The sequence below is a fragment of the Enterobacter sp. V89_11 genome (genome assembly GCF_029967775.1).
Taxonomy (GTDB): Bacteria; Pseudomonadota; Gammaproteobacteria; order Enterobacterales; family Enterobacteriaceae; genus Enterobacter; species Enterobacter ludwigii.
In genome coordinates this window covers 50,609-75,071 of the sequence record NZ_JASCAN010000018.1, presented here as the reverse complement: position 1 = coordinate 75,071, position 24,463 = coordinate 50,609, and the positions used below count along the sequence as shown (strand labels likewise).

Annotated in this window: 22 protein-coding genes; 5 read left to right on the top strand and 17 right to left on the bottom strand. The window is 51.0% G+C overall.

Annotated features, from left to right (window positions below; genetic code table 11):
- Window positions 1-206 precede the first annotated feature (206 nt).
- From pgsA to uvrY, 3 genes are read right to left on the bottom strand one after another with little or no spacing between them, the layout of a single operon-like run.
- Complete coding sequence (pgsA, locus tag QLG09_RS15110; protein WP_014170706.1) at window positions 207-755, bottom strand: CDP-diacylglycerol--glycerol-3-phosphate 3-phosphatidyltransferase; 549 nt, start codon at window positions 753-755, stop codon at window positions 207-209.
- A 56-nt stretch (window positions 756-811) separates the two neighbouring features.
- The gene (uvrC, locus tag QLG09_RS15105) at window positions 812-2,644 is read right to left on the bottom strand and encodes an excinuclease ABC subunit UvrC (protein WP_047744862.1); all 1,833 of its coding nucleotides are present in this window, start codon (window positions 2,642-2,644) and stop codon (window positions 812-814) included.
- The gene (gene uvrY / locus QLG09_RS15100) at window positions 2,641-3,297 is read right to left on the bottom strand and encodes a UvrY/SirA/GacA family response regulator transcription factor (RefSeq protein ID WP_013096026.1); all 657 of its coding nucleotides are present in this window, start codon (window positions 3,295-3,297) and stop codon (window positions 2,641-2,643) included. The genes uvrC and uvrY overlap by 4 nt, the downstream gene beginning before the upstream one ends.
- Before the next feature lie 466 nt (window positions 3,298-3,763).
- On the opposite strand from uvrY, the gene QLG09_RS15095 reads away from it, so the two are divergent.
- The gene (locus QLG09_RS15095; RefSeq protein WP_003859644.1) at window positions 3,764-3,988 is read left to right on the top strand and encodes a DUF2594 family protein; all 225 of its coding nucleotides are present in this window, start codon (window positions 3,764-3,766) and stop codon (window positions 3,986-3,988) included.
- Between the two features lie 66 nt (window positions 3,989-4,054).
- Here the strand turns inward: QLG09_RS15095 and sdiA are convergent, their stop codons facing one another.
- From sdiA to QLG09_RS15025, 14 genes are all read right to left on the bottom strand, one after another.
- Complete coding sequence (gene sdiA / locus QLG09_RS15090) at window positions 4,055-4,777, bottom strand: transcriptional regulator SdiA (RefSeq protein ID WP_050737002.1); 723 nt, start codon at window positions 4,775-4,777, stop codon at window positions 4,055-4,057.
- A 221-nt stretch (window positions 4,778-4,998) separates the two neighbouring features.
- Complete coding sequence (tcyN, locus tag QLG09_RS15085) at window positions 4,999-5,751, bottom strand: L-cystine ABC transporter ATP-binding protein TcyN (RefSeq protein WP_014170709.1); 753 nt, start codon at window positions 5,749-5,751, stop codon at window positions 4,999-5,001.
- Window positions 5,748-6,416: a cystine ABC transporter permease gene (gene tcyL / locus QLG09_RS15080; protein WP_014170710.1), complete on the bottom strand. Its 669-nt coding sequence runs from the start codon at window positions 6,414-6,416 to the stop codon at window positions 5,748-5,750. Before tcyL ends, tcyN begins: the two co-directional genes overlap by 4 nt.
- Window positions 6,417-6,436: 20 nt before the next feature.
- Window positions 6,437-7,423, bottom strand: a complete 987-nt coding sequence (gene dcyD, locus QLG09_RS15075) for a D-cysteine desulfhydrase (protein ID WP_047366323.1) — start codon at window positions 7,421-7,423, stop codon at window positions 6,437-6,439.
- A gap of 107 nt (window positions 7,424-7,530) precedes the next feature.
- Complete coding sequence (tcyJ, locus tag QLG09_RS15070; protein WP_020883350.1) at window positions 7,531-8,331, bottom strand: cystine ABC transporter substrate-binding protein; 801 nt, start codon at window positions 8,329-8,331, stop codon at window positions 7,531-7,533.
- Window positions 8,332-8,417: 86 nt separating this feature from the next.
- Window positions 8,418-8,969 carry a flagella biosynthesis regulatory protein FliZ gene (fliZ, locus tag QLG09_RS15065; protein WP_014170713.1) on the bottom strand — a complete coding sequence of 184 codons (552 nt, stop codon included), beginning with the start codon at window positions 8,967-8,969 and terminating at the stop codon, window positions 8,418-8,420.
- Window positions 8,970-9,023: 54 nt separating this feature from the next.
- Window positions 9,024-9,743: an RNA polymerase sigma factor FliA gene (locus QLG09_RS15060; RefSeq protein WP_014170714.1), complete on the bottom strand. Its 720-nt coding sequence runs from the start codon at window positions 9,741-9,743 to the stop codon at window positions 9,024-9,026.
- Between the two features lie 98 nt (window positions 9,744-9,841).
- Window positions 9,842-10,969, bottom strand: a complete 1,128-nt coding sequence (locus tag QLG09_RS15055) for an FkbM family methyltransferase (RefSeq protein WP_032678458.1) — start codon at window positions 10,967-10,969, stop codon at window positions 9,842-9,844.
- Between the two features lie 22 nt (window positions 10,970-10,991).
- On the bottom strand, window positions 10,992-12,107 hold the full coding sequence (locus QLG09_RS15050; protein ID WP_050595746.1) for a Gfo/Idh/MocA family oxidoreductase: 1,116 nt from the start codon (window positions 12,105-12,107) through the stop codon (window positions 10,992-10,994).
- Window positions 12,108-12,117: 10 nt separating this feature from the next.
- On the bottom strand, window positions 12,118-13,284 hold the full coding sequence (locus tag QLG09_RS15045; protein WP_219373154.1) for an ATP-grasp domain-containing protein: 1,167 nt from the start codon (window positions 13,282-13,284) through the stop codon (window positions 12,118-12,120).
- A complete protein-coding gene (locus tag QLG09_RS15040; RefSeq protein WP_049022926.1) occupies window positions 13,281-14,441 on the bottom strand; it encodes a DegT/DnrJ/EryC1/StrS family aminotransferase in 1,161 nt (386 codons plus the stop codon). Before QLG09_RS15040 ends, QLG09_RS15045 begins: the two co-directional genes overlap by 4 nt.
- Window positions 14,442-14,506: 65 nt before the next feature.
- Window positions 14,507-17,857 carry a bifunctional class I SAM-dependent methyltransferase/glycosyltransferase gene (locus QLG09_RS15035; RefSeq protein WP_162837633.1) on the bottom strand — a complete coding sequence of 1,117 codons (3,351 nt, stop codon included), beginning with the start codon at window positions 17,855-17,857 and terminating at the stop codon, window positions 14,507-14,509.
- A gap of 42 nt (window positions 17,858-17,899) precedes the next feature.
- Window positions 17,900-19,294 carry a hypothetical protein gene (locus QLG09_RS15030; RefSeq protein ID WP_282489029.1) on the bottom strand — a complete coding sequence of 465 codons (1,395 nt, stop codon included), beginning with the start codon at window positions 19,292-19,294 and terminating at the stop codon, window positions 17,900-17,902.
- A gap of 203 nt (window positions 19,295-19,497) precedes the next feature.
- On the bottom strand, window positions 19,498-20,334 hold the full coding sequence (locus tag QLG09_RS15025; protein WP_020883343.1) for a flagellin: 837 nt from the start codon (window positions 20,332-20,334) through the stop codon (window positions 19,498-19,500).
- Window positions 20,335-20,699: 365 nt separating this feature from the next.
- On the opposite strand from QLG09_RS15025, the gene fliD reads away from it, so the two are divergent.
- From fliD to amyA, 4 genes are all read left to right on the top strand, one after another.
- Window positions 20,700-22,118 carry a flagellar filament capping protein FliD gene (gene fliD / locus QLG09_RS15020; protein WP_044856850.1) on the top strand — a complete coding sequence of 473 codons (1,419 nt, stop codon included), beginning with the start codon at window positions 20,700-20,702 and terminating at the stop codon, window positions 22,116-22,118.
- A gap of 13 nt (window positions 22,119-22,131) precedes the next feature.
- Entirely contained in the window at window positions 22,132-22,536 is a 405-nt protein-coding gene (fliS, locus tag QLG09_RS15015) for a flagellar export chaperone FliS (RefSeq protein ID WP_014170724.1), read from the top strand.
- 5 nt (window positions 22,537-22,541) lie between these two features.
- Window positions 22,542-22,904 carry a flagella biosynthesis regulatory protein FliT gene (gene fliT / locus QLG09_RS15010; protein WP_014170725.1) on the top strand — a complete coding sequence of 121 codons (363 nt, stop codon included), beginning with the start codon at window positions 22,542-22,544 and terminating at the stop codon, window positions 22,902-22,904.
- Window positions 22,905-22,968: 64 nt separating this feature from the next.
- Window positions 22,969-24,456 (top strand): alpha-amylase, encoded by a 1,488-nt coding sequence (amyA, locus tag QLG09_RS15005; protein WP_020883341.1) that lies wholly within the window; start codon window positions 22,969-22,971, stop codon window positions 24,454-24,456.
- The last annotated feature ends 7 nt before the right edge of the window (window positions 24,457-24,463 follow it).

Sequence of the window (24,463 nt, the reverse complement as noted above, 5' to 3'; positions counted from 1 at the left end):
ACTCGCGACCCCGACCTTGGCAAGGTCGTGCTCTACCAACTGAGCTATTCCCGCATGTCATCAAGTTAACTTCTAACCACTTGATTTCATTATCGTCCGGCTAGCTGTGCCGCCGTTCGATGCGTTGCATTCTACTGATATGACGGTATGAGTCAACGTTATTTTTTGCATCCCCGGATCGTTTGCTGAAAATTACGTCGAAACGATCACTGATCAAGCAAATCGCCACGGGCAGCGTTTAAATATTGCAGCATAGACCACAGCGTCAGTACCGCAGCAACCCACAGCAGCCCAATCCCCGCCCACTCAACCCAGGCGTTTGGACGCCAGAGCATCCAGACCAGCGAGGCCATTTGCGCGGTGGTTTTCACTTTACCAATCCACGATACCGCGACACTGCTGCGCTTACCCAGCTCCGCCATCCACTCACGCAGCGCAGAGATGATGATCTCACGACCAATCATGGTTGCTGCAGGCAGCGTTACCCACCACGTGTGGTAGTGCTCAGCCACCAGCACCATCGCGATAGCGACCATGACCTTATCGGCGACCGGGTCGAGGAAGGCACCGAAGCGGGTGCTTTGGTTCCAGCGGCGTGCCAGATAACCGTCAAACCAGTCCGTAACCGCAGCCACCAGGAAAATCAGTGCACAGGCAAAAGGAGCCCAGACGACTGGCAGGTAAAACGCCAGTACAAAGAACGGGATAAGCACAACGCGAAAAAGAGTGAGCAACGTAGGGATATTAAATTGCATAATGACGGTAACTGTTTGTTGTCAGTAAAATTTAGCTCTATGTTGCTACAGAGCCCTCAATGTTTCAACGAGTAGTAGATCTTTTCTGCCAGCGCTTGCGAAATACCCGGCACTTTTGCAATTTCCTCCATGCTGGCATTGAGTAATCCTTGCAATCCGCCCATATATTTAAGCAACATCTGCCTGCGTTTTGGCCCGACGCCTTCGATGGTCTCAAGCGTACTGGTGTTTTTTACCTTCGCCCGTTTTTTCCGGTGCCCGCTGATGGCGTGATCGTGTGACTCATCGCGGATATGCTGGATAACATGCAGTGCCGGAGAATCCGGCGGCAGGCTGAAGCCCTCCCCTTCCGGTTCGAAGAAGAGCGTCTCCAGACCGGCTTTACGATCGGCCCCTTTTGCCACACCCAGCAGCAACGGATGGTTTTTATCCCAGCTCACATCAAGTGAGTCAAAGACCGCTTTCGCCTGCCCGAGCTGCCCTTTCCCGCCGTCAATCAGTATCACATCCGGGATTTTGCTCTCTTCGATGGCTTTACCGTAGCGACGGCGCAGCACCTGGTTCATGGCTGCATAGTCATCACCCGGCGTGATCCCGGTGATGTTATAGCGACGATATTCCGCGCGCAGCGGGCCGTTAACATCAAACACCACGCAGGAGGCCACGGTCTGCTCGCCCATCGTGTGGCTGATGTCGAAGCACTCCATCCGTTTAACCTCCGGCAGCTTCAGGAGCGTAGCCAGTGCCGTTAAACGCTGGTGGACCGTCGATTGCTGGGACAGTTTTGTGGTAAGCGCCGTCGCCGCGTTGGTCCGGGCAAGCTTCAGGTAACGCGCGCGGTCACCGCGCGGTTTGGTCTGCACGTTAACCCGACGACCAGCCAGTTCTGACAGCGAATCCGCCAAAAGCGTTTTATCGTCGAGATTGAAATCAAGCAGGATCTCCGATGGCAGCGTGCGCATCTGACTCCCCTGCAGATAGAACTGGCCGACGAAGGTTTCAACCACCTCACCCAGCTCCGTCCCCCCCGGCACTTTCGGGAAATAGCTGCGGCTCCCGAGCACTTTACCCTGACGAATAAACAGCACATGCACGCAGGCCATGCCGGCGTCAAAGGCAACACCGATCACGTCGAGATCGTCACCGGTGTTCGAGACGAACTGTTTCTCAGTGACTCTGCGCACAGCCTGGATTTGGTCGCGGATCCGCGCGGCCTCTTCGAACTCCAGCGCTGCACTGGCTTTCTCCATCCGGGCGATCAGCTGCGTTAATACCTGATCGTCTTTCCCGGCTAAAAACAGGCGCACATACTCGACCTGCTGCGCATACTCGTCTTCACTCACCAGCCCGGCAACGCATGGCCCCAGACAGCGGCCAATCTGGTACTGCAGACACGGGCGCGAGCGATTGCGATAGACACTGTTTTCACACTGGCGAACAGGGAAGATTTTTTGCAGCAGCGCCAGCGTCTCACGGACGGCATAGCCGTTGGGAAACGGGCCGAAATATTCACCCTTGGCATGTTTTGCACCGCGGTGCATAGCAAGCCGGGGGTGCGTATCGCCACTCAGGAAGATGAACGGATAGGATTTATCATCGCGTAACAGCACGTTGTAGCGCGGCTGATAGAGCTTAATATAGTTATGCTCAAGCAGCAGCGCCTCCGTCTCGGTATGCGTGACGGTAACATCAATATTCTGTATGAGTGCGACCAGTGCTTCAGTCTTGCGGGAGGCAAGGTTACTGCGAAAATAGCTGGAGAGGCGCTTTTTGAGATCTTTCGCTTTCCCCACGTAGATAACCGTACCGCCAGCGTCATACATACGATAGACGCCAGGCTGGCTGGTTACGGTTTTCAGAAATGCTTTTGAATCGAACACATCACTCACTGACTTAACAACGTCTCCGCATTACATAAACCATGCCGGATGGCCAGATGAGTCAGTTCAACATCACCATGAATGTTCAGTTTGCTGAACATGCGATAACGATAGCTGTTCACCGTTTTCGGGCTAAGATTCAGCTGTTCCGAGATCTCATTTACCTTCTGACCTTTGGTGATCATCAGCATAATCTGTAGTTCACGCTCGGACAAACTGGCAAACGGCGATTCCGTTTTCTCGGGTTCGATCTGACTCAGGGCCATCTGCTGAGCAATGTCGGAAGCAATGTAACGCTGTCCGGCAAACACGGAACGGATAGCATTGACAACTTCCTGCGGCGCGGCACCTTTACTCAGGTAACCGGCAGCGCCCGCCTGCATCACTTTCGCGGGCAGCGGGTTTTCAGTATGCACGGTCAGCATGATGACTTTTGTATCAACAAAGGTACGCGCGATTTTGCGGGTTGCTTCAAGACCACCGATACCGGGCATGTTCATATCCATCAACACCACATCGGCTGAATTAGTGCGGCACCATTTTACGGCATCTTCGCCGCAACAAGCCTCACCAGCAACTTTAATACCTTTTATATCTTCAAGAATGCGTCGTATCCCTGCGCGCACCAGTTCGTGGTCATCAACAAGAAGGACGTTGATCAAAGGAAATGTCTCCAGAATAGGGATAACGCTACTGAGTGATAATTTGGTTTATATTAACGGTTTTCCTCACAAGATTAAAACGTTAAAAAATCGGCTATTCGATTTCGCTCTCGTTTTTGGAAATTAGGCTGTACAGAACGTGGAAAGTGAGCCCGCGCCACCAGGGCTTGTGCAGCTTTTTTTAAGCATCTGTATTCAAAAAGTTACAAAAAACCTGTCGCCTGAGTCCGTAAAAAAACAGTTCTTAAATTTTTGTAACAATAATTAACGACAAGCGAACCGGGTATAAACAATTCGTCGCTATTAACGCCGCACAGTTTAGCGGCACGCGTTGTTTACGCAAATAAACATCCAGTGTAAAAGTACGAAAAACAACCGCTGCATTTTTTGCTGTGCCTTGTGGTATACTCCGCCGCCTTGACTTTCATCGTCGCGCACGAGCGCCGTTTTATAATGAGGAAAATAAATGAGCACACCTGAATTTGCCACTGCGGAGAATAACCAGGAACTGGCACAGGAAGTAAACTGCCTGAAATCGCTGCTAACGCTGATGCTACAGGCGATGGGCCAGGCTGACGCCGGTCGTGTGATCATTAAAATGGAAAAACAAATCGCGCAGATGGAAGACCAGGCTGAATCCGCGGTATTTGCCAACACCGTTAAGCAAATTAAACAAGCCTACCGCCAGTAATAAAAAACGGCTGGATGCGGTGCATTCAGCCGTTGCCTCGTCTGACACGCAGAACGTACTCTCTACTCAAATAAGCCCGGTCGCCGCCGCGTAACACGCGATCTGCGTCTTGTTAGGCGCATTGAATTTCTTCTGCATATTCTTCTGATGAAAGTTAACCGTATTCTCTGAGATGGAGAGAATGATCGCAATTTCCGCCGACGTCTTCCCTTCCGCGGTCCATTTAAGAATTTCCCGTTCACGTTTGCTGAATTTCATCTCAGGCGGCATCACCATCTCGTCTTCAAATCGAATCAACGATGTTAAGGCCACTTGCACCAGCAGTTGTAACCGCAGCTCTATTTCCTCGTGGTCTAACGGACTCTCCAGCATGCTAGTACGAGAAACCGACAGAAAACCGAGAGCATGATTCGGCAGCATCAGACACTGCGTTATTCCTGTACGTAAGCCGTGTTCCCGTGCGCTATGCCATAATTCCTCAGCATCAGCGAATAATTCGTCAGTCCAGGGTAAATGCCCCTGGATGAAATTCTCCGGTTTTAACACCGGGTCAATGGCGAAATAATTCTTCGACTGATATTGCGCCTGCCACTGTGGCGGATAAGTGGTATGCACAGAAATCTTAGGCCGCGTAAAAGGCACGGGATGGCGTACGCAGAGTGCGTAATAATCGAATTCTAGCGCCTGAGTTTGTCGCTGAAGTTCCTGATATACCTCGTCGGTACAGGTCAATTTCTGAAACCGGAGGGAGCATTCCCGTCGCCAGGTGAAAAAGTCTGAATCCTTCATACTTACTAAATGAAGCCTCTGAAATGATATTCATTATTATGGTGAATATAACCTAACACATAAAACTTATTTCTAACTACAAAATATCGGCAACAGCACAATTAACTTTACGTTTGATAAGGTTTATTGGGTCTGAGCGGAATAAAAAAACACGGTGTCGGGCGCAGGGGGAGAATAATTTGCCCCAGATGAATTTTCTGGAGCAAATTAGTGCAAAAATTCTACTGCATAAGGAATTTTTCAAGGAACTGACGGGTTCGCGGCTGCTGTGGGTTGGCAAATAAGTGTTTTGCCGGCCCCTGCTCCACGATCCTTCCCTGATCCATGAAAATGGCGCGGTCCGCCACGTCACGAGCGAAGCTCATCTCGTGGGTAACGATAACCATTGTGCGTTTCTCCTGTGCCAGCTGGCGGATGGTGTTCAGCACCTCGCCCACCAGCTCAGGGTCGAGCGCAGAGGTCGGTTCATCAAAGAGGATCACATCCGGGCGCATCGCCAGCGCGCGGGCAATCGCCACACGCTGCTGCTGACCACCTGACAGGCGGCGCGGGTAGCTGGTTTCTTTACCGGCCAGCCCGACTTTTGCGAGCAACTCGCGCGCGCGAACCGTCGCGTCCTCTTTGGCTTCCCCTTTTACAATGACCGGGCCTTCAATGATGTTCTCCAGCACCGTCCGGTGTGGGAAGAGATTGAAGTTCTGGAAAACAAAGCCCACATGCTGGCGCAACTGGCGAATCAGACCTTTTTGCTGGCTGATGGATTTGCCGGTATCAATCGTAATGTTCCCCACCCGAATCGTGCCTTCTTCAGGCTGTTCAAGCAGGTTGATGCTGCGCAGCAGCGTTGTTTTCCCGGAACCACTCGGGCCGATAATGGCGACCACTTCGCCCTGCTCAACCTCCAGATCAATCCCGTGGAGCACCGTTTGACCGTGGAATTTTTTCACCAGGTTTTTAACGTCGATAGCACTCATTTTGGATCACGCTCCTGGCGGTTAAGCTGGTTTTCGAAATAGTTTTGCAAGGCGGATAACACCGTCGCCATTACCCAGTAAATCAGCGAGGCCGCCAGATACATGGTGAACACTTCCAGGGTGCGCGAGGTAATAAGCTGCGCCTGACGGAACAGTTCCGGTACCTGAATAGTGGCCGCCAGCGACGTGTCTTTCACCAGGCTGATAAAGCTGTTGCTGAGCGGCGGAAGCGCCACTCGCGCCGCCTGAGGCAGAATGGCTCTGCGCAGCGTTTGCCAGGGCGTCATACCGATACTGGCCGCCGCTTCCCACTGCCCTTTATCAATGGACGAGATTGCCGCACGCAGCGTTTCAGAGGTGTATGCCGCCGTATTGAGCGACAAACCAATCATCGCCGCGGGGATCGGATCCAGCTCAATACCAAACTGCGGTAAACCGTAGTAGATCATAAAGAGCTGCGCGATAAGCGGCGTGCCGCGAAACACAGAGATATAAAAACGCGCCACCCAGCGTACTGGTAAGACGGGTGACATACGCATTAAGGCCAGCACAAACCCGAGTACCAGACCGAAGAACATCCCGCCAATACTGAGCTGTAACGTAAATACCGCACCTTTAAGCAGGTACGGCAGGGAATCAATAACCAGTTGAATACTTTCTTGCATTATTATTTTTCGACCTGATTTTAGACATGAGGATGGTAGGCAAACAGCGCAGGTGCCCCGCCGGTGTGAACAAACAAAATCGGCCCTTCATCCTTAAAGCGCTTCTGTTCAATGCCATCGATAAGACCGGCCATCGCTTTTCCCGTATACACAGGATCAAGCAGTATACCCTCGAGGCGCGCCAGCAATTTCACCGCGTCCATCCCCTCTTCATTAGGCGTGCCGTAGCCTGGTGCAAAATAGTCGTCCCAGAGCTGGATATCAGCCGTTGCCTTCAACGCCAGTTGCTCTGCCACCGCCTGCTGTAAGGTGACCACTTTCGGCTTCTGGTCCGCGACGCTACGCGATACCGTCACGCCAATAAGCTCGACATCGGGTAATAATTGCTCCAGACCAACGGCCAGCCCTGCGTGGGTACCTGCACTGCCGGAAGCAACAACGACAGAAGAGAGGCTGACCGCCCCCTCGCATTGCTGGGCAATCTCCAGCGCACTTTCCACATACCCCAGCGCACCCAGCGCATTCGAGCCGCCGACAGGAATAACGTAGGGGCGAAAACCCTGCGCTTCCAGACGCGTCGCCAGTTCATCAAGTTGTGCGGTCGGGTCGGTTAATGCCTCGACCATTTCGACTTGTACGTTAAACAGATCCAGCAGCAGACGGTTGCCGTTAGTCAGATAGTTTTCTGCTTGCGTTCCAATTGGGTTTTCCAGCAATGCTACACAGTGGAGACCCAGCTTTGCGGCCACCGCGGCGGTCTGGCGGACGTGGTTAGACTGAATGGCACCTGCGGTAATGAGCGTATCCGCGCCTTCACGCAGGGCGTCAGCGGCCAGAAACTCCAGCTTACGCAGCTTATTGCCCCCCATCGCCATCGGCGTTACGTCATCGCGCTTGATAAAAATATCGCGTCCTAAATAGTCAGAAAATCGCGGCAGATACTCCAGCGGAGTCGGCGCGCCGATAAACTCCAGGCGGGGAAAGCGCGTTAAATTCTGTAGTGACATGGGTTCTCCGGTAACACTGACTCAATGTGATATTTTTCATTATGCACGCAGACGCGTAAGAAATAAAAAAGGCGCTTTTAAAAGCGCCTTTTTTTAACGTCAAAGACTTATTTCGTGACGTCTGCCCCGAACCACTTCTCAGAAAGGGCTTTCAGGCTGCCGTCTTTTTGCATGTCAGCAATCGCGGAGTCAATCGCTTTAACCAGGTCGTCGTTGCCTTTACGAACGGCTACACCGGATTCCTGACGAGAGAACGCATCACCGGCAACCGCCAGGGTATTGTTGGTTTTCTTCACCAGATCCAGCGCGGCCAGACGGTCAACCAGAATCGCATCAATACGACCTACGCGGAGATCCTGGTATTTTGTCGGGTCATCATCGTAGGTGCGGATATCCACACCCTGAACGTTCTGGCGCAGCCATTCTTCATAGTTGGTTCCCAGACCGACACCGACTTTTTTGCCTTTCAGGTCAGCGGCCGTTTTGATGGTGCCTTCGTTACCTTTCTTCACCAGCGCCTGGATACCAGACACGGTGTACGGCGTGGAGAAGTCATACTTCTTCTTACGCTCGTCAGAAATGGTCACCTGGTTAATCACCACATCAATACGTTTGGAATCCAGCGACGCCAGCATACCGTCCCATTTGGTCGGTTTGATGGAGGCTTTCACGCCAAGGTGTTTCGCCAGTTCCTGTGCAAATTCCACTTCAAAACCGGTGAGTTTACCGTCATCGCCCTGGAAGCTGAACGGAGGATAGGTTCCTTCCAGCCCGACCAGCAGCGTACCGCGCTCTTTCACTTTATTCAGCAGATTTTCTGCGGCGAACGTTTTCACGCTCATACCCGCGACCAGCGCGACTGCCATTACACCCATCAGCGCCTGACGACCCAGAAGTGCTAATTTCATAAATACCCCGATATAGTGGAATTTTTGAGTAGTGTAGAGAAATCACCTGCAAGGTCAAAGGCGACTGCGCTACATCTTATTCTTTTTTAATATATATCAGAAGTTGTTCCAGCGTGGGCTTTCTGCTTTATGACACCCGGCATTTGTACCTTATATTGTGCATACTTGCGCAGCGCAATGCGGTAGTTGTTGGTGCTGGTCGCAGGCAGCCACGGCTCAAGATTCTCATCCAGATAGCCGGTCTTCAGCAGATCGCGGGAGATGTTGTTCACGGTGAGATGTTGTCCGAGACGGCGCAGGCGGACGACATATTCGCGTACGGTTCCGTGACTCATCTCCGTTTGTTCAAACAGGAATTGTTTGAAGCCAATAATGTCGAAGAAGTCGCTTTGCTCTTTGCAGTGGAGATCACCGCAGAAACGGCAAAGCGCCACCCACTCTTTTTGTTCTTCGAGCCATGCTGCTTCATCCATCAACGTGTCGAGGCGTGAAATCGCGATCTTATTAACGATTTCGCCTCGACGAACCAGCGTGATACGATCGAGTAACTTGTTACAGTGGGCGCAATGCGTCTGGCTGTGTTTAAAGTCTTTCAGGTAGCGGCTTAAAGGCCGTCTTTTAGATTGCTGCACCGTCATGATAACTCCTGGTTGTCAATACGTTGTGCGGCATTTTTCAGGTGAATCAATCACCTATAACTTACCCAGCTTTGTGCGTAAACGTTTAATGGCCTGGCTGTGCAACTGGCTCACCCGAGACTCCCCCACTTCCAGAACAGCGCCAATCTCTTTGAGATTAAGCTCTTCCTGATAATAGAGGGTCAACACCAGCTGTTCGCGCTCAGGTAAAGCCTCAATCGCTTCCATTACGCGCTGGCGTAAATTACCTTCCATTAAATGGTGTAACGGGTTTTCTTGCTGATGCTCATCTGTCACCAGCTCGATGCTATCGCCATGCTCTTCTCGCCACTCGTCATAAGAGAAGAGTTGGCTATTATTGGTATCGAGCAACATCTGACGATACTCTTCAACAGCAATGCCAAGACGTTCCGCCACTTCTGTTTCCGTTGCGTTACGTCCCAGTTCCTGTTCCAGCTGCCCCATCGCATGCGCCACTTCGCGCGCGTTGCGGCGAACACTGCGCGGCACCCAGTCGCGGCTGCGCAGCTCATCCAGCATCGCACCACGAATACGCTGAACTGCGTAAGTCGTAAATGCCGTTCCTTGCAGAGCGTCGTATCGGTCAACTGCATTCAATAACCCGATACCGCCCGCCTGTAGCAGATCGTCAAGTTCCACGCTCGCCGGCAAACGCACCTGGAGGCGCAATGCTTCGTGACGCACCAGTGGGACATAACGCTGCCACAGCGAGTGTTTATCCATTACACCTTCAGCGGTATAGAGTGAATTCACGATAAACAGCCCTGCGTTAGTTGAGTTATCGGCATGATTATCCGATTCTGCAGGGCGTTCAATTGGATGAATAGTGGGTAAAATGGGGGGTTATTTGCCTATTTCTTTATATACCGTGACTTAGGCACAGCATATAAAACCAGTTCGAAGGCCAGTTCAGGGTGATGTCCGCGCAGATAAAACACATAATCAGCACTGAGAGAGGCAATATATTGAGGAATTGTCAGGAGATCTTCCGGCTTATGGTAAAGACTTATTGCCAGTAAAGGTTTCCAGTCCTGAATCGTGCTTGCAGCGCCCTGCAAGGCTTTTAGTTCAGCGCCTTCGACATCCATTTTAATAAAGGTGGCTTTGCGCCCCTGCAGGATATTATCAATGCTATCCAGTTCAATGGTCACCGTGTTCGTGCTTTGTTCCATCAGGCGTGAAGAGAGTGCATTTCCCGACTGAAAAGAGAGAACGGTGTTTTCATCCCATACGCCCTTTTGCACTGGCTGACAAAATGGCCACTGGCGCGTATTTTCACAAAGTTGAGCATAATTACTGGCATCAGGCTCAAAGCCGATAACGCTTTCTGGCTGCGCGACCTGCTGACGGGCCACTTCTTGCATAAACGCCCCAATGCTATCGCCATTGTAGGCCCCGCAATCAATAAACACTTCGTTATCCTGCAGGCGGACAATATCTGACGGGAAATAATGTACCGGTTCGTATACCGCCTGGTAATAGCCACGGGTAGCAGTTAAACGCTGTTTAAGAAATGCAACCAGCGTTTCCCGCGAACGATCGTCTTCCAGGCTCGCGTACAGATGTTCAAGAAGGTCCTTATGTTCATCACAAAATGACGGGGTATACCAGAGAGTTGTGCTGACGCCGATAAAAGCAGGATCAAATACAAGCACATTGGCGCCCCCCTGCCGAAGTTCTGCCTGCATCGCGTCACTAACATACTGCAACGCCACGATACAGTTGAATTCACCGGGTTGTTCAAGGAGATCTTCGATTGCCACAACCGGGAGACCGTGGAAGCTCATCCCTTCTGTAATATATTTTCTATTAAGTGCGACTTTATGGAGCGGCATGTTTTCCCGGAACATAAATTCTGCCGTCATCTGCCCCAGACAGCCTGCCCCATAAAGCACAATCGGGAGCCCATTGGCTTGCATTGAGTTGATGCTCTCAAAAAAGGCGTTATCGTAACCCTGTAACTGTTCCAGTAATGTCATATAGTCCTCAGCACAACCGTTATTAACGTAATAATTCGACTTTGGCAGACGTCAGTGCGCTCTGCTGCGCTTTTTCGAGAAATTCCAGCCCACGGACGGCCGTATCGCAACTGAGGCTGTATCCCGTAGGTTCACCACGTAAACTGGCGGCAATATCGGCGTAATAGTTTGCAAATGCCTCAATGAATCCGGCAGGGTGCCCTGCTTTGAAGCGGCAATAGCGGGGCTGGTTGGCCACCGTATTGTCTCCGGCTGTTCGGTCGATCAGGCGAATATTCCCATGTACATCAGCAAGATGGAGATACTCAGGCTCCATTTGCAACCATTCTGCGCTGCCTTCAGAACCATAAATTCGTATCCGCAAACCATTTCGGTAACCCAGCGCCGCTTTGCCGTACCAGTAATTACACACCATATCGTCGTCGTAACGGGAAACCAGATTCACCGTATCGACAACATTCGGGACGCGCGCAAACGTGCTGTTAATCGCATAGACATCCTCGGCACGTTTATCCGTCAGAAACTCCACCAGTTGATGCACATGGACCCCAAGGTCGAGGGAAACGGTCGGGATGTCACCATCAACGCGACGCCATTCCTGAGGCTGAGCCACACTGCCATCTTCCCGGCTGCGAATAAATCCTTCCTGAGGCATTTCCACCATGACATGCTGAATGCTCCCCAGTTCACCGCGACGTAACCGTTCACGCAATTCGCGTACCATCGGATAGCCGGTATAGTTATAGGTGACGTAGAGTTGTCCATTGATGTCTGCCACGCGCTGGGCGATATCGCGCGCATCCGTCACACTGGCGACCATGGCTTTTTCACTGATAACCGGAAGACCGTATTCAAGACAGGCCAGAATAATTTCACGATGGGCCGGGGTCGGCGTCAGGATGACAACGGCATCCATTTGTGCGTGCTGCTCTTCCAGCAGGGTCGCCGCATTCGTATAAATGGCTTCATCCTTTAGTCCCCATGCCAGCCCCGTCTGTTTGCTAAGCGTTTTATCGCGGCTAAAACATCCCGTCACCAACTCGAAATGGCCGTCCATTTGACTGGCAATTTTGTGCGTCAGACCAATTGCTGAATTGATCCCTCCGCCAATAAACCCAAGAGATAGAGGCCTGTTCATAGTCCGGTCCTTACAAAGAAGAAAAAGAAAAATAGTTTTTAAGCTGAGGCGTGTGGCTTGCCATGGCGTCAAGATCGGTAAACTCAGCAAAAATTAACCCTGCCCGATCCCCTGGCGCAGGGCCGATTTCATCGCCGGGTTGTTTAAGCGGTATCGCCTGAAGGATGTTGGCTGGCAGAGGCGCACAGTTAAACCCGAAGAAAAGGCTTCGATGAGTTGAAGAGACCGTATGACGGGCAATATTGCGCCGACGTGCGGGACGCCGGTGCGCCAGGTGACTTGTCTGTCCGATGAAAGGCGCAACAAATTCACGGCAATAATCGACGCCCGTGGAAAGCTCAATCAATTTCGAATAGAGATCGCCCGGACAGCGGCGTGTCACTTCAATCAGCCAAAATTGCCGTTCGTCAGCAATAAGTTGAGTATGTAAGAGTCCATCGACAAGGCCTAAGTCGCTGACAATGGCCTGCATACATTCACTGATTTGATCACGCATCGACTCGGGCAGATTGACACTCAGACAGCTGCTGTTCACTTGCCACGGATAGACTGTGCAATATTCATCGACAAAAAATTCGCAAGTGATTTCACCCCCACGAATAAACGCCGAATGACTATACAGCGCCCCCTGGCAGAACGTTTCAATGACACAATGTCCGCCCGCTGACGCAGCACGCGCGACGTTGACCGCCTCATCAAGCTCATCTGGCTGATGAATCAATGAGATCCCTTTTCCACTGTATGCGTCGACAGGTTTTACCAGCAGCGGGAAAGGCATCGTACGCGCCTCCTGCACGTTACTGGCAGCTTTTGGAATAGGATATCCCTTCTCGCTGGCCCATTTCCTGAAGCGGTCCTTGAGGAAAAGGAGATCGCTTACCTCGGGAGAGTCATAGCCGGGAAGGCCCAGCGCCTGCGCCACGCGGCAGCCAGAAAGATACGAAACGTCCGTCACACCTGGCGACAGCGCCGTGATTTTTTCCTTGCGGGCAATGGCCAGTACCGCCTCGCTGTCAGCGTAATTTTGCGCCCAGGTCGCATCGGCATATTTCATCCCTGCATCCTGGGCTTTACCGCTACAGGCAAGCGTTCGAAACCCTGCGGCTTTTATGGCCTGTTGTAATGGCAACGAGGCAAACCCTGCATCAAGGATCATCGCTGTAGGCATCATGCTCATACCGCAATCTCCGTGACTGGCGTCGGTTCGTTACCCTGCGCCTGTCCTACCAGGGAAGCACGCTTCAGAGCATTCACGACCCGATCCTGTTCTTCCAGCGTCATTCCTGGATAAATCGGCAAGCACAGTACCTTTCCGGCGATATCATTCGCAACGGGCAGATGTTCTTCCGCCGAAGTAGGGAAACCTCTGTACATGGCAAATGAACTGATGAGCGGGTAGAAATAGCGACGCGTCAGAATGGCATCCGCTTTAAATAACTCATATACCCCATCACGACTCATCCCGAAATGCGGTTCGATGAGCACCGGGAAATAGGCGTGGTTCCAGCTCACATCGGCGGGTACGTCGACAAACGTTAATCCTTCCAGCCCGTCTAACATTTCACAGTAGCGTTGATAAATCGCCTTTCTTTCGTCCAGTGCTTTATCAATATGTTTAAGCTGCAGAAGACCGAATGCAGCTTCCACCTCATTCATTTTGGCGTTAATGCCAGGAGCCACGATGCGGGTTTCACCAGCAAAGCCAAAATTCTTAAGGTAATCGATGCGCTGTTTGGTTTTGAGATCGTGACTTATAATGGCCCCGCCCTCAAAGGTGTTAAAGACTTTGGTGGCATGGAAGCTGAGTACGGACAAATCACCGTGATTTAAAATGCTTATATCGTTTTTGCGGACATTAAATGCATGTGCTGCGTCATAAATAACCCGCAAACCGTACACATCTGCTATTTTCTGAATTTTATCGATGTCACAGGGAATCCCATAACAATGAACAGGCAAAATTGCGGTGGTGTTAGGCGTAATTAATTCTTCAATGCGATCCGGATTAATATTATAGGTTTGGGGATCGATATCAGCGAAGACCGGCGTTAATCCGTTCCACAATAAGCTATGCGAGGTCGCAACAAAGGAATACGGCGTGGTGATCACCTCGCCAGTCAGGCGCAACGCCTGAAATGCCGTCAGCAGCGCCAGCGTTCCGTTTGCAAAAAGCGAAAGATGCTTTACACCCAGATATTCCGCCAGAGCCTGTTCCAGCTGCTGATGAAATGGTCCGCCGTTTGTCAGAGTTTTATTTTGCCAGATTTGCTCCAGATAAGGGATAAACTCTTCCAGAGGGGGCAAGAATGGACTGGTTACGTAAATTTTACTCATATCCTACCTCGGTAATGATACCGTTAAATTTTGCCCACATGGCCGGCTTAGTTAACCCTTGCGAGTCAGGAATGCTGTTCAGTGATGAGAAACGCATGCGGCTCTTCTCCCCGACAATAAATTCCCCACGCTTCACGCAGCGCCCGTTCAAAGTTTTCTGCAATATTAAAATCTGGCACGTGGTCTACGGGGATCCTGTCTCGCATCCCCAGTCGGATTTCAGCAAGTTCTGGAATACGTTGCCCCCAGGCGATTGCTCTGGAAATATAATCTTCCTCATCAATCGCAATAAACTGCTCCAGTCTATAAGAACGCATAATATCGACGCCCTGCTGACACGGTATGGTCGGGCCATTCATGGTGATTGTCGGGACGCCCATCCAGGCGCCATGATGCGTCGTCGTTCCACCGCTATAAGGGAATGCATCAAGTAAAATATCAATCTCATGGTGCATCGTGAGGTACTCATCCATTTCCACGAGTCCCCGGAAGAGCAATCTGTCGCGAGAAATTCCGCGCTGTTGCAGGCGTTTTGTCATGGCCGAAATCATTTCGGCATCAGTCATGTTACCGATTAACAGCCTGGCTTCAGGGTAACCCGTCAAAATAGATGCCCATGCATTCAGCACCTGATCGTTAATTTTTTTAGAGCGGTTAAAACTGGCAAAGGTAATATAACCGTTACGCAGCGCAGGTAATGGATTGATGTCCGGACTGAGAGGATGAGGTTCGAAACTCTTGCGTGTCGCAACGAACATCGCGTTTTCCACCAGCTGTTTTTCAAGCTCCTGAGACTGCGCCAGGCTCGCCGAAAGAAGTATATAGTCCATCTCTTTCAGACCCGTCGTGCCCGGATAACCTATCCATGTGATCTGAATCGGAGCCGGACGCAACGCGAAAACAGGCAATCGGTTGTAGGCTGTATGACCCGATAAATCGAACAGAATATCAATCCCGTCTTCAGCTATCAGTTTCGCCAGTTCAATATCGCTGATAGCATCAACCTGACGCCATAGCGTTGCGCTCTGGCGAAGGTGACAATACGTGTCATCTTCTTCAAGGAACAGGGTGCTATAGGCCACCAAATCATACTGTTCACGATTGATGGCATCCCAATAAGGCAGAAGAAAATTCGCCACCGGATGCTTACGCAAATCGCCTGAAACAAAGCCAAGTCGAAGCTTACGCTGAGGTTCTCTGGAATTATTGAGAACCAGTTTTACCCCGCTCTCTGTTGCCCAGGTTGCTGCGCGGCGGCCGTATTCAAGGTGCTTTTCCAGCAACGTCTCGGCCGTTACGCTAGCGTCGTGGCTCATTACAAACAGTAAGTTACTGAAGTAGCCGAAATTATAATTGCTAAGCTCTACGGCCTTTTCCATAAAATAGCGCGCTTCTGCCATTTTATGGTTGTCACTCAATACAATCCCGGTGAGCCCAAGTGAACTGGGCCCCGGGTGCTGGAAGCGCATAATCTCCCTGCAGCATTTTTCCGCTAATGTCATATCGCCATAGGCGTGATGCAGCGATGCCAGACTTAGCCAGTAATCAATATTTTTATTATTCAGACGAAGCAAGGTACGGACAATTTGCCGTGAACCGTAGAATTCACGCTTACGCTGCAACACCGTGGCAAGATCATAATAGATATCAAGGCTCGAGAAATAATAGCCCATCAGTTTACAAAGCGACGCCAGCGCGTCATCCCAGGCGGAGGTCAGCACGCATGTTTTTGAATAGCAGCGAAGGACGTGAATATTGTCTGGATTTTTTTCCATTAACCCACGAGCATACTCGCGGGCTTCTTTAGAACGGCCTTTTTGGATAAGGCTGTTTGCGCGCTCGTAGATAGCGTCCACGTCCGGGTCGGCTAATACGGGTTCGGCATTGCTCTTGATAAGCATTCCGCCCTGCTGTTGATCGACACTAAGCAACAACAACAGAGAAAGTTGCGATTTTAGTACGTCGAGCATGCCTGCACGCAGAAAACACTGCAGTTGCTTTTTCCAGGCCTCAGGCGAGCCGGTTAGCAACCCTTTAATTTTCAATGAAGAGTAGAGTTCCCAGTTCGTCTGCCCGGCATGCCCCATTTCGAAGCGCAAATAATTCCACTCAGCAGGGGTCAATGAAACCCACTCTCCCCACAGGTTCATGATGCTTACATTGTTCGCAGGACGCTCTGGTGGTAACAGCCCTACCGGTGCCAGCTCACCATTTTGCGCAGCGTTGTATGCCCCTGGGGTGGCACTCCAGAAAAATCCGTCAGCACAGGTCATAAACAGCGTTTTTAATGCTTCCCACACCGTCTCCTGATAATCCTCATGCGTTTCAGGAGCCCGGCAATTGAGCACAAGCTGTTCGAAACTTAAGGACATAGGCCAGGCATTGCCCAACAACTCCATGATCCTGATAATAATGGCATTGTCGGTACGCATGATCCGTCCATTATTATTTCTGAACACGCGGGGCGCTTTTGCAGAATCCAGTTCGATCGGCATAAAGCTTCCGGCCCAGTGCAGGTTTCTCAGGAGGTTCAGATCCGGGTGAACCGGCGGCGAGAGGCGATTTAGGTGGCACAGCAAGGAAAAGCGTTCTTCGCGTTGAACGGCGTAATCAAGATATTGCTGCGACAAGGTTCTGCTTGCCCCGTCGCTGACGGCACCCAGTAACTGTTCGATTCTCGGACTGTAGAAGCTTCCCAGTTCCGACTGTGGCAGCAAATCGCCCAGGAACTGCAGACCGGCGAGTTCAGCCTGTGCGTTAAAATCCCCGAGGGTGCATGCCCCGTCACTCGGGCTTAAATAGGCCAGAATGAGCGCGTTATCATCCATTTCTTCAGCGAGAAGGACTTCATTTTTCAGCGAACCCTCTTCCAGCGTGAGCAACATAAAGCTCAGCATGGCGCGGGCTGACGCCAGCAGGTCGCTGCCCTCTTCTGCGCGATCAAGATGGAACCGTAACGCTTCACCCAACGTTATGCGCGCTATGCTGCCAGGCAGTACTGACCACTTAATGGCGATAACGCCGTTGGCAGATAAATGCGACTGGCACCATGTCAGCAACGCTTCCCGTTCGCTTTTTCCAAGAAAACCAAAGGTCTGATGAATAATGATGTAATCTAACTCACCCGGATCCGCGGCGAGCAAATCCCCTAATCCTGCAGCAAACAGTTCAACGTTATGACATCCCAGTTCGGCAGCAAACTTCTGCCCCTTCACGATCGCCTCTTCGTCAATATCGATACCCAGAGCGATACTCTCAGGATGCGCCCATGCGTGCATAATCAGACGCGTTGCTGAACCACAGCCAATCTCCATGACACGGGCAAACGCAGGCAGTGGCGTGGTCAGATGATTAAGCACCGCAGCGGCATGAATGGTCTCGGGGCTGACCCGATAATAGGGGTACTGTATCGTCACGTTTTTTCCAGATTCTGTTCTTACGGTCACAGGGCAAATGCTTCAGCGTTGATACGTGCGAATAAGCGACGATTTATATTCCTGGTATGGGCCTGCTGTGTTCCTTGCAACCCAACAGAACGCCTCCTCACCCGACTGGCTATCGAGTATTCCGCTACGCTCGGCACGCGAGATCGCCAGACGGTCTTCTGGCGAAAGCATGTCCAGACAGGAAAAGAGTGCGACTTGCTCCAGACCAGGCGCATGATTGCCGCTGGCGAGGTTGGTATGGATGAACGGCACAACGCGGTCGAAATATCGTTGCGCTACGCCGCCGGGTTTTGCGTAAATAAAACCGGCAAAAACCTCTTCCCAGAAAGGTGAGGATTCGGTTTGCAGGAGCAACAGCGCCGTTTCTGGCTCACACCACGGCTTACGCACCAGCACATTAGGGTTAATGGCAATAATGGGAGTGTTAAACGCCTGCAGTGCGTGGTGCAGGAAAACGAGGCGACGTGCAGCACGGACTACCGACATGTCCTCATTACGGGTTATTTGCTCATGGCTTGCAGAGAGGTTGAGCTCAGGTAGCTGTTCGCGAAGGGTCATCAGGCTATGTTTAACATCATCATTGCCGTTAATTAGATGCACGTGCACATCAAGGACGTCGCGATTGGTCTCATAGAGTGAATAGAGCATCGGCACAGCGTGCTCGAAATAATCCTCGCTGTCGCACGTGACTAGCACCGTTGTTTTGGCAGCTGTGCTTTTTGCGATCCAGTAATCGTAGGATTGATTTTCCACCGCATGCTCGCTCACATGAAGCGATCGAAAATCGATGTACGAATCGGGTATGCCCCCCAGCCTGTAGATGCCGCAGGTAATCATCAACAGGGCCATAGGATCTTCGCCGATTAATGCAGCGTCTGCCGTCAGAGCCTGGATAACAACCATCGCCTGGTTGAAATCATTTTCCATTAAACAGATCAACAGCAGGATTTTCAGCACAGGTGCCGAATTGCTAACCAGCGAAAGGTTGTTGTTAATTAAAAATAACGCTGAGCTGATTTCATTGACGCGGAACAGAAGCTGAATGGCGGCGACAAGATAGTGAATGTTGTCATCGGCTTTTAACGCCGACACAATATATTCTGTCAGTTGGGTACTCATCTCGGCAGAAAGAGTCTGTTTTTCGCCAATGACGGACTCATCCAGTGCGGTGTTTGCCAGCACGATGGCACATAGCATGTCTTTTAAAGCCGTATCCTTTTCAGCATCCAGCCCCGTTTCGGCCACACGAATCATGGGTTCGAGCGCAGTGAAATTAGTGCTTTTAAAACTGAAAATTTCGGCCGTGATGTTGGCGGGCATAACATCGGCTTCAGGCAGATCAATGAATCGGGTAAACACATTCCGATAAAACTGACGCATAGCCCGGCTACGTGCGAATTCACTCATCTTATAACTCTTCGGTAAACTGTCGTCAGACGACCGGAAAAGGAGATTTTAGGCAGAGTAACACTGTGTTTCGGGGGGTGATGGCGGGAAAACGCTGCTAAATGCAGCCTTATTTTACAGATTACGATCCGGTGATTTTACGGAAAAATAGTGAAAAAAAAGGCTGCTGTTTCCAGCAACCTTTTTTAAAGATAGTGCGTCTATTAACGCAGCAGGGACAGCATCGCCTGTGGAACCTGGTTTGCCTGAGACAGCACGGAAGTACCAGCCTGCTGCAGGATCTGCGCGCGGGACATGTTAGATACTTCAGTTGCGTAGTCAGCATCCTGGATACGAGACTGAGCAGCAGACAGGTTAGTGATAGAGTTGTTCAGGTTGTTAATGGTAGATTCGAAACGGTTCTGAATCGCACCCATGTTAGAACGAGCGGTATCAATTTTAGAGATAGCGTTGTCAGCTGCAGTGATGAAAGCTTTAGCAGTGCTGTTATCGGTGATAGTACCGGTCAGGCCAGTGTCGAGGCTGGTAGCTTTAGCATCAATCAGTGCGCCAGTGGTGATAGCGATGCTATCAGTTGCACCAGTACCTGCGCCAACCTGGATGTTCAGAGAAGCAGTCTGGCTACCGTCCAGCAGTTTTTTGCCGTTGAAGTTAGCAGCGCCAGCGATACGGTCGATTTCACCCAGACGCTGAGTAATTTCAGTGCTGATTGAGGTGTAGTCAGTGGTACCGTTAGTATCGTTCGCAGCCTGAACAGCCAGCTCACGGATACGCTGTAAGTTGGAGTTGATCTCGTTCAGGTTACCTTCAGCGGTCTGAACCAGAGAGATACCGTCGTTGGCGTTACGAGCAGCCTGAGTCATCCCTTTAATCTGAGAGTTCATACGGTTTGCAATCGCCTGACCCGCAGCATCATCTTTAGAGCTGTTGATACGCAGACCAGAAGACAGACGCTCAATAGCGGTGCCCAGAGAAGACTGAGATTTGTTCAGGTTGTTCTGAGTGGTCAGGGACAACAGGTTAGTATTGATAACTGACATAATTTTAATTCCTTCAAAAATGGTTTCTAGGGTCGGTGCCTAACACTCACGGCGTCTCTCACCGTCAACATGGTTATCGACGCTCGAACAGCAGACTTTAGAAAATATCGAAGAAAATATTTAATTATTTGTTTTATAAAGGTTTATTTTACGCTAAAGCGGCTGCAGAGTGCATGATGAATAAAAGATTAACGCAAAAAATCACCGTCTTATTCTCTTCGGTATATTTCTTCGTCATGCACCCTGTTGATTTAAAACGCGTCATTTAGGTCGCTTATTCAGCGATATATTTTTTAAGCTTGCCGTAAACTTTTCGTCGAACGGGCCGATAAACGACTGAAACATCCATTAAGAAGGAACACTACATGGCGACTATCAGTAATCTCGGGGTGGGCATGCCCGGCCTGTCAGATCTGTACGATAAGCTGCAGGCAGCAGAAGAAACAAAATTGACGGCTATTGCCAAGCAAAAAACCACCTACGACGCGCAGATTACCGGTTACGGTAAATTACAAAGCGCCCTGACGAATCTGCAAACCGCAGCTGCTAAGCTCGCAAAAACAGATACGTGGAACTCAACCTCCATTAGCAGCACCAATACTGCATTTTCGGCTATCAGTACCTCCGGCGCTAACGTTGGTGATGTGACAGTCAACGTCAGCAAGATTGCTAAAGGCCAGGTGCTGACGACCACGCCAGGCACTATCGACAGCAATACTAAGCAGTTAGGTGGCACCACGGGCACCAACAGCCGAACCATTACCATTACCCAGGCAGGCGCTGACAGCAAACCACTGACAGTAACCCTGGCCGATGGCGATACCTCCCTGAACGGGATCGCTAAAGCCATTAACGCTGCCAACGGCGGTGTCTCGGCAAGTGTGGTGAAAGCGGATGATGGCGACTATCGTCTGATGCTGACCTCCAAAACCACCGGTACCGATTCTGATATGACGGTAACAGTGACCGGCGACGATACGCTGAAAGGCATCATTGGCAGTGGCGCACTTACCGAACAGGTGAAATCACAAAATGCCGTCGTTAACGTCAACGGTATCCAGATTGTCCGCCAGACCAATACCATCACTGACGCCATTCCAGGGGTAACATTAACCCTGAAAGCACAGAGCACGGCCGATGAAACCCTGACCGTAACCCGCTCTACAGACGATAACAAAAAAGCCATTACAGAATGGGTAACTGCCTATAACTCTCTGCAGTCCACCATTGCCTCATTGACGAAATATGAGCCACCTGCGGTGGGTGCAACCGCCCAGTCTTCGAATAACGGCGTACTGATGGGTGACAGTACTATCCGCGGAGTACAATCCGATCTGCGTGCTTTATTGACCAATGTGCAGAGCGGTTCCTATGCCATTATGGCCCAACTTGGCATCACACAGGACCCGGTCAAAGGCGCGGACGGCGCGGTTGGCAACCTGAAAATTGATGATAAGAAATTAACCAAGATCCTCACGGATGACCCGGCTGGCGTTCAGGCCTATTTTGTCGGGGATGGTAAAACCACCGGTTTCGCCACCCAGATGAACAATACGCTGACTGACATGCTGAGCACCTCTGTAGGTAAAGAAGGCGTCATTCAGAATGCGAAGGACGGTATTAACGCCACGCTCAAATCCATCGGTAAACGTTATGACGCGATGGAGTTGACGATTGAAGCCACGATGGCGCGCTATAAAAAGCAATTTAACGATTTAGATAAGCTGGTCACAAAATTCAACGGCACGGCCACTTATTTGACCCAACAGTTCAGCAGTAAGTAAGAAAGGAAACGATATGTATAGCAAATCTGGTGTACAAGCCTATCAGCAGGTAGGTCTTGAATCTGCTGTCTTGAGTGCCAGCCCGCACCAGTTGGTTGTCATGTTGTTCGACGGTATCCATAGCGCGCTTATCCGGGCGCGCCTTTTCCTTGAGCAGGGAGACATCCCGGCAAAAGGAGAGGCCCTGTCTAAGGCCATTAATATTATCGAAAATGGCCTTAAGGCTGGGTTAAATATGGATGTGGGAGGAGAACTCCCCCGCAACCTTTCTGCGCTTTATGACTATATGGTACGCCGTTTGTTACATGCCAATCTGCGCAATGACATCGAGGCGATTACCGAAGTCGAGGCTCTGCTGCTCAATATTTCCGACGCCTGGAAGCAAATCGGCCCGGGTTATACTCCCAAGCAGGATTAACTTTAATGAACGACTCCAGCTTATCCCTTAAAAAGTGGCATGCTCTTTATGCGCTTAGCAATACAATGCTGAGCCTTGCTCAATCCGGGAAATGGGATGAGCTCATCGAACAGGAGGTTGCATACGTTTCGCTGGTTGAAGAAATCAGCACGACTCCTTTTCCACCCGACAGCAAACACATCCAGGATCAGGCGATGGTGATACTGAATCAGGTGCTGCAGAATGAGCTCCTCCTCAAGGATTTGTTGCAGGAAAGAATGAGTGAGTTGAGCGGTCTTATTGCCCAAACCAACAAGCAAAAAAACGTTAACGTTACCTACGGGAAGTTGTCAGGCAACATATTATTTCCCGGAGAGATGAATCATTAATTCACATTAGCGATTCTTGATCCATACTCCAGAAGTCTGCCAAACGGCTTCTGGAGCACGGACGATGAAAAACCCCACCCTGTTACAATGTTTTCACTGGTATTACCCTGCGGGCGGTGAATTGTGGCGAGAGGTCACGGCGTTAGCCCCCAATCTTAACGAAATCGGCATCAATATGATCTGGTTGCCGCCAGCCTGTAAAGGCGCATCCGGCGGGTACTCGGTCGGATACGACACTTACGATCTCTTCGACCTCGGTGAGTTTGACCAGAAAGGCAGCGTCGCCACCAAGTACGGTGACAAAGCTCAGCTGCTGGAGGCCATCGACGCACTCAAAAGTAATGAGATCGCCGTCCTCCTTGACGTGGTGGTTAACCACAAAATGGGCGCAGACGAGAAAGAACCCGTCCGCGTTCAGCGCGTCAACGAACAGGATCGCACGCAGATCGACGATGAGATCATTGAGTGTGAAGCCTGGACACGCTACACCTTCCCTGCCCGTGCCGGGCAATATTCGCAGTTTATCTGGGATTACAAATGCTTCAGCGGCGTCGACCATATTGAAAACCCCGATGAAGACGGCATTTTTAAAATCGTCAACGACTACACCGGTGAAGGCTGGAACGACCAGGTTGATGATGAGATGGGTAATTTTGATTACCTGATGGGCGAAAACATTGATTTTCGCAACCATGCCGTCACCGAGGAGATCAAATACTGGGCCCGCTGGGTCATGGAACAAACTGGCTGTGACGGTTTTCGTCTGGACGCCGTCAAACACATTCCCGCCTGGTTTTATAAGGAGTGGATTGAGCACGTTCAGGAAGTCGCAACGCAACCGTTGTTTATCGTGGCGGAATACTGGTCCCACGAAGTGGATAAACTGCAGGCCTATATTGACCAGGTCGATGGCAAGACGATGCTGTTCGATGCCCCCCTGCAGATGAAATTCCACGAAGCATCGCGCCAGGGTCGGGAATACGACATGAGCCAAATCTTTACCGGCACCCTGGTCGAAGCCGATCCGTTCCATGCAGTAACTCTGGTTGCCAACCATGACACTCAGCCTTTGCAGGCACTGGAAGCGCCGGTTGAAGCGTGGTTTAAACCGCTGGCCTATGCCCTGATCCTGCTGCGTGAAAACGGAGTACCCAGCGTCTTTTATCCGGATTTATTCGGTGCCAGCTATGACGATACGGGCGGTGACGGCGAAACCTACCATATTGATATGCCGGTCATCGAGCAGCTTCACGAGCTGATCCTCGCCCGCCAGCGTTTTGCCCACGGCGTGCAGACGCTGTTCTTCGATCACCCAAACTGTATCGCCTTCAGCCGCAGCGGCACCGAAGACGATCCTGGCTGTGTGGTGGTGATGTCGAATGGCGATGACGGCGAGAAAGTGATTTGTCTGGGTGAAAACTACGGCAACAAAACGTGGCGTGATTTTCTCGGCAATCGCGAAGAAACGGTCACTACCGCAGCGGATGGCGAAGGCACCTTTACCTGTAAAGGTGGAAGCGTCAGCGTGTGGGTGATTGAGGATGCGTTGTAGTTGTAAA

Excerpts from the sequence above, each read along its gene's own strand:
- QLG09_RS15030 (WP_282489029.1), bottom strand. The coding sequence starts at position 19,294 with ATGAGTGAATTCGCACGTAGCCGGGCTATGCGTCAGTTTTATCGGAAT.
- QLG09_RS15055 (WP_032678458.1), bottom strand. The coding sequence starts at position 10,969 with ATGACATTACTGGAACAGTTACAGGGTTACGATAACGCCTTTTTTGAG.
- fliZ (WP_014170713.1), bottom strand. The coding sequence starts at position 8,969 with ATGACGGTGCAGCAATCTAAAAGACGGCCTTTAAGCCGCTACCTGAAA.
- tcyN (WP_014170709.1), bottom strand. The coding sequence starts at position 5,751 with ATGAGTGCTATCGACGTTAAAAACCTGGTGAAAAAATTCCACGGTCAA.
- QLG09_RS15025 (WP_020883343.1), bottom strand. The coding sequence starts at position 20,334 with ATGTCAGTTATCAATACTAACCTGTTGTCCCTGACCACTCAGAACAAC.
- amyA (WP_020883341.1), top strand. The coding sequence starts at position 22,969 with ATGAAAAACCCCACCCTGTTACAATGTTTTCACTGGTATTACCCTGCG.
- QLG09_RS15095 (WP_003859644.1), top strand. The coding sequence starts at position 3,764 with ATGAGCACACCTGAATTTGCCACTGCGGAGAATAACCAGGAACTGGCA.
- fliS (WP_014170724.1), top strand. The coding sequence starts at position 22,132 with ATGTATAGCAAATCTGGTGTACAAGCCTATCAGCAGGTAGGTCTTGAA.
- fliD (WP_044856850.1), top strand. The coding sequence starts at position 20,700 with ATGGCGACTATCAGTAATCTCGGGGTGGGCATGCCCGGCCTGTCAGAT.
- tcyJ (WP_020883350.1), bottom strand. The coding sequence starts at position 8,331 with ATGAAATTAGCACTTCTGGGTCGTCAGGCGCTGATGGGTGTAATGGCA.
- sdiA (WP_050737002.1), bottom strand. The coding sequence starts at position 4,777 with ATGAAGGATTCAGACTTTTTCACCTGGCGACGGGAATGCTCCCTCCGG.
- tcyL (WP_014170710.1), bottom strand. The coding sequence starts at position 6,416 with ATGCAAGAAAGTATTCAACTGGTTATTGATTCCCTGCCGTACCTGCTT.
- fliT (WP_014170725.1), top strand. The coding sequence starts at position 22,542 with ATGAACGACTCCAGCTTATCCCTTAAAAAGTGGCATGCTCTTTATGCG.
- dcyD (WP_047366323.1), bottom strand. The coding sequence starts at position 7,423 with ATGTCACTACAGAATTTAACGCGCTTTCCCCGCCTGGAGTTTATCGGC.
- QLG09_RS15040 (WP_049022926.1), bottom strand. The coding sequence starts at position 14,441 with ATGAGTAAAATTTACGTAACCAGTCCATTCTTGCCCCCTCTGGAAGAG.
- pgsA (WP_014170706.1), bottom strand. The coding sequence starts at position 755 with ATGCAATTTAATATCCCTACGTTGCTCACTCTTTTTCGCGTTGTGCTT.
- QLG09_RS15045 (WP_219373154.1), bottom strand. The coding sequence starts at position 13,284 with ATGAGCATGATGCCTACAGCGATGATCCTTGATGCAGGGTTTGCCTCG.
- QLG09_RS15050 (WP_050595746.1), bottom strand. The coding sequence starts at position 12,107 with ATGAACAGGCCTCTATCTCTTGGGTTTATTGGCGGAGGGATCAATTCA.